This is a genomic window from Mesorhizobium sp. M0698, assembly GCF_040320455.1.
Lineage (GTDB): Bacteria > Pseudomonadota > Alphaproteobacteria > Rhizobiales > Rhizobiaceae > Mesorhizobium.
Window position 1 is genome coordinate 34,631 of sequence record NZ_JAMYPQ010000022.1, and the last position, 11,788, is coordinate 46,418.

The following is an 11,788-nucleotide window of genomic DNA, read 5'->3' on the forward strand; positions in this document are numbered from 1 at the left end:
CCATATAATTCAATAAGTTAGCGGGCAGAAGACTGGTCGAGGCAAAACGTATCGAAGCCGTCTCAAAGGCCGCTGGCGACCCTGTAACCGTCCGCAGTGTCACCGAGGCTTACATACTAGAACGCGAGAAGGTTGAGCGCGCTCGCGGCGCTCGCCTTGATGCCGGCAATCGTATGCGAAAGCACATTCTGTCCGACGCCGCTATTGCTCACAAAGAATTGCATTGCTTGACGGAAGCCGACCTGCAGGATTGGCGCGGCCGTTTGCCTGCCAATTTCGCCCGAGCAACCGTGCTCCGCGTTAACAACGACTTCAAAGCTGCCCTGAATGCGGGCGTCAGCAAGCACGCACGGCGGCTTCAATCCTTGAATGCCTCTCACGTCGGCGTCGTCGTCAAGAACGGCTTGGCTGCGACGGATGCGGTTTCCCCCGTTGCCCGAGATAAGATCATACGCACGGCGGACCCGCACGCCTCCGGTAGGCTCTGGCTGTCCGGCACAATTCATCTATCGGGCGACGAGCCGCGCATAGAGAGTGTCGCGAGCACGCGCCTGCACTGACTCCTTAGCATTCGGGGATTCTAGACCTCCGTTTGTATATCGCAAACTAAAAATCAGTATCGTTTGCATATCGCAAACAACATGGGAAGATATCTCCCGCCATCACCTGATAAAACGTGGCAAGCTCGTTTTGTACTTGATTTGCGAATGGATTTGTCGAAATGTGAGTGAGCCGGCGAGTGATAGAAACACTCGCCGGCTCTAACCACAACCAAAGAGGACGCTTCGATATGGCCGTCACCCGAAATATAGAATTGCCCGAATTCAGCAAGTTGATCTTGGCCGCAGCCAGGCTCGCTAAAGTCGGTCAAGACCAAGATCTTGGCGAACCAATCGACGTCAGGACCGGCGGAACCTATCGCACCCGAGGCGGCCTCTGTGTCGGGCCGCTCCGCCCTTTTCGAGACGAGGAGGACGGCGCCCACACCGATGCCGCCGGGCGTTCCGCATGGTTCTTCGCCCCAGGTATCGGCGCCTATGACCGATACGGCTGCATCCTGTCCGGCGAGATCCCGAAAAGCCAGTTGGACTGCGTCGCCCCGTGGCCTCGCCAACCTCTTGATATTGATCTAGAATTCTCAAACAAGAAAATGCAGACATGATCGCTTTCGAAACCGGCAAGACCTTGACCGCCGAAACGTAACAATCTCAATCTGCGAGCTTTTTTCCTTTCAAGAGCGACATTAGCTCTTGCTTCGTCAATCCGTTGATTGACATATAAAGAGTGTGACTCTTCTTCTCAACCAGCGTGTCCCTACAGCCCTTGCTGCAGGTTTTTGCGGTGGCATCCCAAGACGCATAGCAGCGCTTGGGGCATGTTATGCTGCAAGAGTCTTTCCCCGTATCGCACGTATCAGCATACGCCGCCGTAGGTAACAAACCCGTTGCGGCGACAAGTAGGATCTTGCCGTAAGCTTTCATTGCAGACCCCTTTTCATCTCGGAAACAAGCCATAATACAAGCCGCAACTAAATTAGTAAATAGAAAAGCACTACCAAAGTAACAGGTCACGCAATTCCGGGTGTCTCGCCGACTTTTCAGTAGCGTAAACCTGTGTAGACCGGCGTTAGCCGGCGCAGTGCCGTAGGCGCGGACTATCCCGTTGGCCTTGCCTTGGCAGGGGTAACACGGGCGCTCACACTTGCTATCGCAGATCATAAGTGCGACCTCGGCGGCCGTTGGCTTCGCCGAGGCAGTCAACAGCTTCAATCCGACGAATAGTGCGGTATCCGGGGAGAGCGTGACCCGCTTCCCCGCGTTGGCGCGCACCATGATAAGCGCGGGCTAGTTCGGCCTCCTCAGCCCATCGCCTCGGCATTCTTCACCGTATGAATTTATTCCTGCGCTAGAACGGAATAGGAACATCGGTCAAGGCCGAATTACCACTGGGTGACGTCTATGCCGCCGTCCGGCTGGAACGTGACACGGTAGGAGAAGTCGGCGAAGACTTTGTCGGTTCCATCGTCGGACCGCAATGCACCTTGACGACATCGCCTCCGGCATCAGGCCGTTTCTTCTATGCGCTCGGCGAGCGGGTTGTCGTAGCTGGCGTTGGTGACGGTGACGCGTTCGAACTCGAAAGCCGCCGCCGAGCATGCCGAAAGGGCGAGCGCCACGACGGCAAGTGCAGACATAAGAAATGTGCATTTCGACCACGAACCTTGAACACCAAGTCATATGATCCCGCTGGTGTCATCACCTTGGCCGGCGACGAATTCACGCCATCGGTAAATTGCAGGGTCCGGTGGCGGGCGCCGGCATGGGGAGCCACACAACACATCGCCAGGCTCTTCAATGTCACTGACGGTGTTGTGGTCGCCTCCGGCTCTAGCGCGGTGGCTGACACCAGCCCTCACCAACAAACCGACTCGTTCGGATGGGGAACCGCTCTCGCCGGCAAGGCGCACCGCGTCGAGCATTGGTGTTCGGGAACCAACAACACGGCCGGGTTTGGACTAGCCGCCGCCTCCGGCGAGTCCGAACTCTTTACCAGCGTCGAGGTTTGGAGGACGGCGTGAGGGTAAGAGGAGCCTATACTACCCGGAAATTCAAACCGTCTTCGCTGCGTGGCGCGCCAGCACCGTTGTTACCAACCGGACACCATAGGTTGCCGCCGAGTGGCGAACAACCAAGAACTGTAGCAGCAGAACGGCGCAATAGATAAACGACACCCTCAGGGACTGCACCATGAAAACCGCTGCGGTCCCAAAGCCGAAAAGAAACAGGAACGAAAAAGCGGCGTAGTCGCGAGTAAACAGAAATTCCCTGTGAGCATGGAGGATTGCGGTCTCTGACTCGACGTCTTTGTAAAACCGATACCACAGGCGATTTTCGTCACCCGGTGTTCGGGGGAAAGTATCTCCCAAAGAGTCTTTCAGTCGAGACATATCGATGCGAGGATCTGTCGGCCCGTGGCTGCTAAAGGCTCGATGTCCAGGCAATGCAAAGTGCCATCGAAGAAACACCAAGCGGGCTTTCGCAGCGGCGTTCAGAAGGCCGTTTGCGACTGATGTAACAATGAGAGCTAGCCCGACCGGAAGAAGGTTTGCGGCCCCCACCAGCAGGCCCTTGATGCCGGAAACCGCAAGAGCGTCAGACTGTGCCACCCCATAAAACAAAGCAAAATTCGCGGCAATCGTAAGCCAAAGCTGCCAGCGGGTCTGATCTTTCAACGAGCGCGGCGGTCCACCTGTGCTCACGTATATTCCTCGACCTGTGTGTAGAAGGGCAGGCCTTCCGCCACGCTATATCCAGGACGTGCCGGGAAGCCTCCCCAATGAACTTTGCTGCCTCCCTGTGTCGCAATGATGAGGCCGCCACGGCGCTTAAATGCGTTGAGAACCATGCGACGTGGATGTTTGGCGTCATCCTTGGGTGCTGAAACGTACGCCGAGAAGCGATACGCTGCGCCTTCCGGCTGCTTCTCCCCCAATAGTTTGGTCAGAACAGTCGGCCCCACATTGCGGCGACTTCCGTGATGCGGGATTTGCACAAAGGTGAACTGCTGAAGGGGCAGGCCCACGCTTTCTGCGTAACTAGCTGTCCACCAAAGACCGCTCACACCCGTGTCACCGGTTAGCAAAACGCGGGCGTTGTTTTCGAAGGCGCCATAAAGCACGACGCTAGACTCGTTGCTTGCGCTGGTGATGCCTCCATCCTTCAATCGCTCGTTATCCCACGTTTCCTCGGTCCAGCCCTGCAATGCTGCTTTCGCAGCTTCAAAAATCTTGTGGGTCAATGATTCCTTCCCAATCCAAATATGGGCCGCTTCGATAGCGCCCTGATCCGGGTCGGGTGTTTTTTCGAATTGTGGGAGCAGGTAGTTGTAAGTAGCCCTCTTTGGTGAGCACACCCGGAATGGACCAATGTCGGCACCTTGAAACGGAAAGAAAATATTGCAGCCAGCTTCGACAGCTAGATCGTAGATTTCACTGATCGTCCCGTATTCGGCTTTGACAGCCGCCTTCAGGCCTTCCGGAGTCCATCGCTTATCTGAAAACAGGTGACGGGATTCCTCGGCGAGCAGCCATGGAATATGCATCCAGAGATTTCGCACAGGAATTTCGCTCAAGACGGTGCGCAGCCCCGACGCGTGGTCCGCATCGGAGTGCGTCAGCACTACATGCTCAAGCACAGGAAATGGCCCAAACTGCTTCTTGAGGTGCGCGACGATGTTGTCTCCGGTTTCGGCATGGCCACCGTCGACCAAGATCAAATGATATCGGCAGCGTCGCCATAACGCACTACAATGGCGTCACCGGCTTTGGAGCCGGAGCCAACCGGCAGAAACTCAACCTCACAATGCATCTGGCCCCCCAAGCACTCATATAGGAGCCAATTTCAACGTTCGGCTATCTGATTCCATCAATCTCCACCCAAATCCACCGTTTTCCACATAACAAATTTTAGATGAATCTTAGACGAGTTTGCGGAAAATGCAGCTAAGTGATTGATTTTGCTGGTGCGCCAAAGGGGAATCGAACCCCTGTTACCGCCGTGAAAGGGCCGCACCGAAGGGGAAGCCCGCCATTCCATGATGACCTGACCAGACCATGGCGTGGCGATCGACCAGTCGACCGTGAACCAGCGGTTGCCGCGTTTATCGAGCCTGGTTGATCCAGATCAGGGTTATCTCTTCGTCGGCATGGTTTCATTGACCATTTTTCAACGGAGAACGGATGTCTAACGGACGGTTAGGTCGCGTGGAGACGCTTGGGGACATGAGCCGCAAACCGTGGATCGATTGCGATGCGCTCCAGTGCTCTTCGTCGCAGATAGCCGACGCTATGGCGGCACGCTGATGGCCGGCTCTGTCGATAGATTCGACGTTATTGTCGTCGGAGCCGGGCCGGTCGGACTTTCCTTCGCCGCATCGCTTGCCCAGAGCCGACTCAAGATGGCAGTGGTTGAACGGCAGTCGCTCGAAAGCCTGGCGAATCCGGCTTTCGACGGTCGCGAGATCGCGCTGACCCACGCATCGGTTGGAATCCTTCGCGAGCTCGGCGCCTGGGATGCCATCCCCGCTTCGGACAAATCACCGCTACAAGGCGCGCGCGTGCTCAACGGATCGAGCCCTTTCGCCCTGTGCTTCGATTCTCCCAGCGGATCTGCGGAACCACTCGGAATTCTGGTCCCAAATTGTCGGATCCGCGCCGCCCTGTTCAAGATTGTCCGCTTCCAGGGTCATGCGCAGCTGCTGTGCGGCCGCTCGGTCGTCAATGCAACAACCAGCCACAAAGAAGCAGTCATAAGGCTCTGTGATGGCAGGCAATTGGCCGCTCGGCTGCTCGTTGCAGCGGATTCGCGTTTGTCCGCGACGCGCGACCTCCTCGGCATTGGCGCCGCGATCAATCGGCTTGGCAACTCCATGCTGATTTGCCGGGTGAGGCACGAGCGCGCCCATCACCAGATCGCGGTCGAATGGTTCGATCACCATCAGACGATAGCGATGTTGCCGCTCATGGAAGGCGTGTCGTCGCTGCTTCTCACTTTGCGCTCAAGCGAGGCCGACAGACTGCTTGCTCTCGACGACGATTTGTTCCTCATGGAATTGACGAGCCGGTGTCGAGGACGCCTCGGAGAGATGACCTTGGCAAGCACCCGCCATGCCTATCCGCTGGTCACGACCTGGGCGCACAAGTTCTGGGCTCCGAGTGCGGCACTGATCGGCGATGCTGCCCTCGGCATGCACCCGGTGACCGCGCATGGCTTCAACATCGGCCTCAGTGGCCAGAAGCAACTCGCCGATGGAATCCTGGCGGCATATCGCGAGCGCCGCGACATTGCTGATCCCGACATGCTCGGCAGATACGAAAGCCGGCTGCGTCTGTCGGCGGCACCGCTCTATCATGCTACGAATGTACTTGTCGGTCTCTACTCAGGCGAGCACCCGGCGGCACGGCTTGCAAGACATGCGGGGCTTCGCTTTGCCCAATATCTTCCCTTTATCCGCCATGGCATTTCGGCCATGCTCAGGCGGTGAATCGCAGGCAGCGCTGCCGCTCTGGAACGCTATCTCGGCCCGGCTTCCTTTTGTCTCGCCGGGCGCGTTGATGCCGTTGGCAGGGCTGCTTCCATGGTGACGTTGCCGATCCTGGGATGATTCGGATCAAGGCACGCGTGCGGGCAAGAGCTCGATGGTCAGACGGCAAGGCCAAGAGCAGACGTGCGCCCCGAAGACATGGTGAGCGCACTGGTTACCCCCCGCTGGATAGTTAACCCGTCCTTCAGTGGGCCTGCGTAAGCTTGTCCTCGCGAACAACGATGGGAGCAAGCTGGTCCGTCCATGGCCCCGAAGAAAGTAGACACGCTGGAGGCCAAAATCCGTCAGGATCAGCTTGCTGACCTGAGGACCGGCCTCTTCGTGTCGATGCCGATAAGCGGTATCCTGTCAGGCCTGATTTGGGCGGTGCACGCCCTTTCTGGCAGCGGCTTTGCCGCTGCAATCTGGTTCCTGGTCGTCAATGCGATAAATGCCGCCCGCCTTGCACTCGCGCGTTATCAGCTAAAGGAAACGGGGCGCCATGACGGTTTAGTGGGGGTTTTGCCGCGGCTTCGCTGGTTTGGCATCCTTGCCCTTCTGGCAGGGTTTGCCTGGTCCTTCCTGGCCGTCCTGACTGTTGGATACACGACACCTCAAGCACCGCTGCATCTGGTCATTCTGGCGGGCATTTCCGCTGGTGCGGTTACATACGGCAGTTCGTATGCCGCGGCGGCGACCAACTTCATCACACCTCCGCTCCTCATCACGGTGGGATGCCTTTTGGCGAAAGGCAATTTTGAAGACTACATTCTGGCTTTTACCGTTCTGCTTTTCATGGGCGGCTTGGTTCGAGCTTCGTGTGTTGGGCAAGCACGGTTCCGCGAAGCGAGCCGCCTGAGGCATGAGGCCGAGCGGCTTGCGGCGGAGATGAAGGCCAGTTCCAGGCAGGACCACCTGACGGCCCTTCTCAACAGGCGTGGCCTCGAAGACGCAATCGGACGTTTCGAGACCGCGGATGGCCCCTTCGTGGCAATGCTGGTTGATCTGGACGGGTTCAAATCCGTCAACGATACCTACGGTCACAGGACCGGTGATGAACTGCTTGTCAGGATCGCCCGCCGCATAGAGGAGGAAGCACCGGAAGGCTCAACGCTCGCTCGTATCGGCGGCGATGAATTCGTGCTGTTTTTTCCCTCAACGAGGGTTTCGCTTTCTGCCAGTGATCTCGCCTCCAATATCATAGCCAAAATTGCCCGACCCTATATCGAGGTCGCGTCCGTCCGTGTCGGGGCATCGATAGGAATATACTTGGCGCAGACGCCGGGCCTGACGGAAATGTTGTTGCGGGCGGATATCGCCCTTTATACGGCCAAGCGTCGTGGCAGGAACGAATTTTGCCTGTTCGATGCCGAACTCGACAGGGAACTGCAACGCCGCCAGTCCGTCGAACGGGACCTTCATTCGGCGATAAAGACGAGAAGCTTGCAACCTTGGTTCCAGCCGATCGTGAAACTCGACACCGAGGCCGTGGTCGGTTTTGAAGCCTTGCTGAGGTGGTCCCATCCGACTCATGGCGCCATCTCTCCACCCGAAATCATCACAGCTGCACGCGAAACCGGAATGCTTCAGCTGCTGACGCAAACCGTATTCGCCGACTGTTGTGCTTTTATCGACGGCTTGGTGAAAGCTGACTGTCGTGATCTCCGTGTGGCGATGAATATTTCGCCGCGCGAACTGGAAGCCGGCGATATCGACGACATGGTTCTGGATGGTCTGGCGGCAAGAGGTCTCCCTGCAACGATGTTCGAGATCGAGATTACCGAAGAATCCCCGGTTGACCCGGACAGAGTGGATGAAAAGCTCGGACGGCTTTCACATGCCGGCATTTCCATCGCGCTCGATGACTTCGGCACCGGCTTTTCCACGTTGGCATCGCTCAAGGACAGTCGGATACGCAAGGTGAAAATAGACCAGGGTTTCATTCGCGGCTTGGCCAAGTCCCGAGAGGACCGACTGCTTGTCAAATCGGTCATCGATCTCGGTAACATGCTCGGGATCGAGGTCATGGCCGAGGGCGTCGAAACAGAGGCGGATCGGCAAACCCTGCACAAGCTTGGCTGCAGGACCGCTCAGGGCTTCCTCTTCTCCAAGGCGGTGCCTCTGAGCCAAGCACTAGAAATGGCAGTCAAACAGCACGCGAACCAGTTGTGACCGCTCCCGCCGCGCCGTCTCTCGCGGCCGTGCGCTCATGAATGGCGGGTATCTGAACTTCCTTGTTTGAAGAGCATGACAATCCGTGCTGTGCCTCAGCCGGCGAACAGTTCCTTGTAGCCAGTCGTCACCATCCAGTTCGCACGGTCGATATGGCTGCGAAGAGCCTTGCGGGCGCGGACCGGTTCAAGGGCCGGGTCGATGCCGAGAATGAGATCGGCCATCTCCTCTTCGCTGGCATTGTCGGCGCAGGCATCCAGGATCCGCAGGTAGATCGTGAAATGCTCCCTGTCGTAGGCCGTCAGGCTCTCCGACCAGGGGACTTCATCCCTCAACGTTGAGCTTCGACTCTCATCTGTTCCCATTGGTCGATTCATGCCTGCGAACCTCGCCTGTTGAGCGCCCGCAGCATATCCCAAAATGGGATAATCCGAAACCGGGATTAGTCGCTGATCCGGTCTTTACCCGACCGGTTCGCCTACATGCCCAAGTCTCTTCGATCGCCCCGCCACCAGCGGTTTCTGGCCCAGTTGGTTTCCCTGCGCAAGGCCAAAGGCCTGACTCAGGCGCAGGTGGCCGAGAAACTTGATCGTCCCCAATCCTTCGTGGCCAAGTACGAGGGTGGAGAGCGGCGTCTCGACGTCATCGAGTTTCTCGACTTAACTGCGGCGCTTGACGCTGATCCGTGCGAGATTCTGTCCAGCCTGCGGTCCTAGCGGGCGCCCGCGCACCAACTGCTCGCGCCGGTGCCGTGAACCGAGCGCGCTTTTCTTCGGCAAGCTGCCATTCCGCTGCGGGTGGGTCTTTACCCGGCCATGCTGATATAGGATGATAATCCTAGGTGGGGCGATTCCTCAATGGAGATCGCAATGGCTAGGACCAAACTTTCCAAGCAGCTTTCACAGGCTGAAATCGAGCGCTTTCTGGCGGAGGCGGAACGGCTGCACAAGAGCATCGTCCAGCCGCTTCTATCCCCTACCAGCAACCATTACCTGGCTCTCCAACGCACCCATGAAGCGCTGTTAAAGACGGTGAAGGATATCACGGGCAAGGATGCGCCGTTCATTCAATGGTTCGGAACAGGACCGGTGAATTAGACCCGACTTGTAGACTCCAGGCTGCAAACGTCGCATTCTCTCTTCGGAGGGAAGGGGCGTGGGCAACCGTCGCTATCAAGACAACTCCTGGCTGGCTTTCTTGCCTTCGAATCGACCCTGCCGCTGTCGGCTGCAACATCAAAGCCAATATCAGCTACAACACGGGCGAGCGAATCTATCATGTTCCCGGACAGGAATATTACTGGGACACGCGCCTCAACCTGTTGAAAGGCGAGCGCTGGTTTTGTTCGGAGGAAGCCACGCAAGGCGGCATGGCGGAAGTCTCGAGTCTGAGCCGTCCGTTGTAAATGCTTACGAAATGCTGCATCGCACATGTTTTCGGTGCAGCATTCATTTGAAGTATTTATCGCGATCCGTTCGAAAAATCTGTCCAGCCTGCCGTCCTGGCGGGCGCCCGCGCGCCTGACGACGCGCACCAGGTGCTCGTGAACCGAGCCCGCTTTTCTTCGGCAAGCTCAGGCGGTCTCGGCCATTCGGCTTCGCCCCTTGGCGTGGGCAGCCCTTCGGGCTGTGACGGCCGCCGCCCTTGCGGGCGGCGCGGTTTGTCTGTTGGCCTTTCCCGGTGGCGCGGGGTGGGCGGCACTCCCTTCTAGGCCCGCCGCGGCAGCCCGCAACCCTTCGCGTGCCGCTCAGGGTCCTCCTCTTCGTTCCGGTCCTTCGGATGCGGTCCGCCTCCCACGGCGGGCCTTTCCGGTCGCGACTCGCCGCCCACCCCGCTTCCGGGGAAAGGCGCGGCGATTGGCGAGCGGAGGATGAGACGATGCATGCAAACAGCAAGCGTTCCGCCAGCGGAGAGGCTGGCGCAGGCAAGGGCGGGCGCCCCAGCGCCAGCCTTTATCAGGAGATCACGGACCGCATCATTGCCGAGCTGGAGCGCGGCACCGTGCCATGGGTCAAGCCATGGGGCAGCGCAAAGGCAGGCCTTGGCCTGCCGAGGAATGCATCCTCTGGGCGCACCTATTCCGGCATCAATATCCTCATCCTGTGGGGCGCGGTCATCGAGCGCAGCTATCCCAGCCAGAACTGGCTCACCTTCCGGCAGGCGCTCGTCCTTGGCGGCAACGTCAGGAAGGGCGAGCGCGGCACGACCATCGTGCATGCCGACCGCTTTGTCCCCAAGGACGAGAAGGAGCGCGCACGCCACGAGGGCGATGAACCACAGGCCGTGCCTTTTTTGAAGCGCTTCACCGTCTTCAATGTCGCGCAGTGCGATAATCTTCCGGAAGACCTCTATGCCGCCGCCGAGCCGCTGCCTCAGTGCGAGATCGTGCCGCAGGCCGAGACGCTCATTCGCGCCAGCGGTGCGAATTTCAGGGTCGGCGGCGATCGCGCTTTCTACATGCCGGGCAGCGACCACATTCAGGTGCCGCCGCAGCCGGCGTTCCATCACCAAATCGACTATTACCGGACCTGCTTTCACGAGCTTGGCCACTGGACCGGCCACCCGACGCGGCTTGCTCGCGACCTCTCCGGCTCGTTCGGCTCCAAGGCTTACGCGCGTGAAGAATTGGTCGCCGAAATCACTGCCGCTCGTCTGCAGCAATCTCGGTATCGAGCCGACCGTGCGTCATGCCGATTACATCGGCTCATGGCTGAAGGTGCTGCGCGAGGACAATCGCGCCATCTTCCGTGCCGCCAGTCTTGCTTCCAAGCCCGCCGATTTCCTGTTTGGCCTTCAGGCCGATGCCGAAGGCGAGGCGCAGGAAGGGATTGCGGCATGACGATGCGCGATCCTCAACTGACCGCGAGCGAGCCGACGCCGCAAGGCGAGCAGATGCTCATTCCCGGTGTCCGGCCGATCACCACGCGCGATCGGCTCACCCTCCTGATGGACGCGCCGATGTGTCCGCGCGCGGCGCAAAAGCCGCTCGATATCGGCCTCTTCGATGAAGCCAGCAGAAATCAACTCGACCTGTTCTGACAAGGAGTCTTTCCATGATCCTGATCACCGATCCACTGCGCGCACGACTGCTCGCCAATGGCGCCGCCGACGCCGACGTCGACCATTTTCCCGTTGTGAAACTGTTTAATCCGACAGGTGCCGCCACGTGGCTTTTGACCGAACTCGACGCCGATGGCGACACGCTGTTCGGCCTTTGCGATCTCGGCTTCGGCTTCCCCGAACTCGGCAGCGTCAGTCTGGCCGAGCTTGCATCCGTAAAAGGTCCGCTTGGCCTCGGCATAGAGCGCGACCTGCATTTCCAGGCGCGCTTTACGCTCTCCGTCTATGCCGAAGCCGCCCGCATTTGCGGCCACATCACCGAGGCCGAGCGACTTCTGCGGCAGGCAGCAGACGCCCTTTCAAAGCCCCATTCCGAGCTTCCGCCCGACACGGCGGAATAGCAGCGCCGATAGGCGCAAAAACCGTCCCGCCGCGCCGGCCGTCGGCCTCTGCGGCGGGGACAACCTTAACCAAA

At 58.8% G+C, this 11,788-nt stretch carries 13 protein-coding genes and 1 pseudogene; 9 read left to right on the forward strand and 5 right to left on the reverse strand.

Annotated features, from left to right (window positions below; translation table 11 throughout):
* Positions 1-116 precede the first annotated feature (116 nt).
* Positions 117-470: a hypothetical protein gene (locus NKI16_RS28995; protein WP_156937443.1), complete on the reverse strand. Its 354-nt coding sequence runs from the start codon at positions 468-470 to the stop codon at positions 117-119.
* Between the two features lie 320 nt (positions 471-790).
* Here NKI16_RS28995 and NKI16_RS29000 point away from each other — a divergent pair, with 320 nt between their 5' ends.
* On the forward strand, positions 791-1,162 hold the full coding sequence (locus tag NKI16_RS29000; RefSeq protein ID WP_352924044.1) for a hypothetical protein: 372 nt from the start codon (positions 791-793) through the stop codon (positions 1,160-1,162).
* A 900-nt stretch (positions 1,163-2,062) separates the two neighbouring features.
* Here the strand turns inward: NKI16_RS29000 and NKI16_RS29005 are convergent.
* The 3 genes from NKI16_RS29005 to NKI16_RS29015 all read right to left on the reverse strand — a co-directional run bounded on the left by NKI16_RS29005 (position 2,063) and on the right by NKI16_RS29015 (position 4,275).
* Entirely contained in the window at positions 2,063-2,194 is a 132-nt protein-coding gene (locus NKI16_RS29005; protein WP_023679638.1) for a hypothetical protein, read from the reverse strand.
* Between the two features lie 414 nt (positions 2,195-2,608).
* Positions 2,609-3,259, reverse strand: a complete 651-nt coding sequence (locus NKI16_RS29010) for a hypothetical protein (protein ID WP_156937445.1) — start codon at positions 3,257-3,259, stop codon at positions 2,609-2,611.
* Positions 3,256-4,275: an MBL fold metallo-hydrolase gene (locus NKI16_RS29015; protein ID WP_352854425.1), complete on the reverse strand. Its 1,020-nt coding sequence runs from the start codon at positions 4,273-4,275 to the stop codon at positions 3,256-3,258. Before NKI16_RS29015 ends, NKI16_RS29010 begins: the two co-directional genes overlap by 4 nt.
* Positions 4,276-4,860: 585 nt before the next feature.
* Here NKI16_RS29015 and ubiM point away from each other — a divergent pair.
* Complete coding sequence (ubiM, locus tag NKI16_RS29020; RefSeq protein WP_352924051.1) at positions 4,861-6,042, forward strand: 5-demethoxyubiquinol-8 5-hydroxylase UbiM; 1,182 nt, start codon at positions 4,861-4,863, stop codon at positions 6,040-6,042.
* A 303-nt stretch (positions 6,043-6,345) separates the two neighbouring features.
* Positions 6,346-8,253 carry a putative bifunctional diguanylate cyclase/phosphodiesterase gene (locus NKI16_RS29025; protein ID WP_023679644.1) on the forward strand — a complete coding sequence of 636 codons (1,908 nt, stop codon included), beginning with the start codon at positions 6,346-6,348 and terminating at the stop codon, positions 8,251-8,253.
* 95 nt (positions 8,254-8,348) lie between these two features.
* Here NKI16_RS29025 and NKI16_RS29030 read toward each other — a convergent pair whose 3' ends face one another.
* Positions 8,349-8,630, reverse strand: a complete 282-nt coding sequence (locus tag NKI16_RS29030; protein ID WP_023679645.1) for a DNA -binding domain-containing protein — start codon at positions 8,628-8,630, stop codon at positions 8,349-8,351.
* 105 nt (positions 8,631-8,735) lie between these two features.
* Between NKI16_RS29030 and NKI16_RS29035 the strand changes: the two genes are divergently transcribed.
* The 6 genes and pseudogenes from NKI16_RS29035 (at position 8,736) to NKI16_RS29055 (ending at position 11,714) form a co-directional block, all read left to right on the forward strand.
* Entirely contained in the window at positions 8,736-8,969 is a 234-nt protein-coding gene (locus NKI16_RS29035; RefSeq protein ID WP_023679646.1) for a helix-turn-helix domain-containing protein, read from the forward strand.
* Between the two features lie 153 nt (positions 8,970-9,122).
* Entirely contained in the window at positions 9,123-9,350 is a 228-nt protein-coding gene (locus NKI16_RS29040; protein WP_023679647.1) for a hypothetical protein, read from the forward strand.
* On the forward strand, positions 9,323-9,658 hold the full coding sequence (locus NKI16_RS34135; protein ID WP_502897632.1) for a sunset domain-containing protein: 336 nt from the start codon (positions 9,323-9,325) through the stop codon (positions 9,656-9,658). The genes NKI16_RS29040 and NKI16_RS34135 overlap by 28 nt, the downstream gene beginning before the upstream one ends.
* Before the next feature lie 473 nt (positions 9,659-10,131).
* A pseudogene (locus tag NKI16_RS29045) lies at positions 10,132-11,092 on the forward strand (ArdC family protein).
* Positions 11,089-11,292, forward strand: a complete 204-nt coding sequence (locus NKI16_RS29050; RefSeq protein WP_352549568.1) for a hypothetical protein — start codon at positions 11,089-11,091, stop codon at positions 11,290-11,292. Before NKI16_RS29045 ends, NKI16_RS29050 begins: the two are co-directional and overlap by 4 nt.
* Before the next feature lie 14 nt (positions 11,293-11,306).
* Complete coding sequence (locus NKI16_RS29055) at positions 11,307-11,714, forward strand: DUF2958 domain-containing protein (RefSeq protein ID WP_352854428.1); 408 nt, start codon at positions 11,307-11,309, stop codon at positions 11,712-11,714.
* Positions 11,715-11,788: the final 74 nt, after the last annotated feature.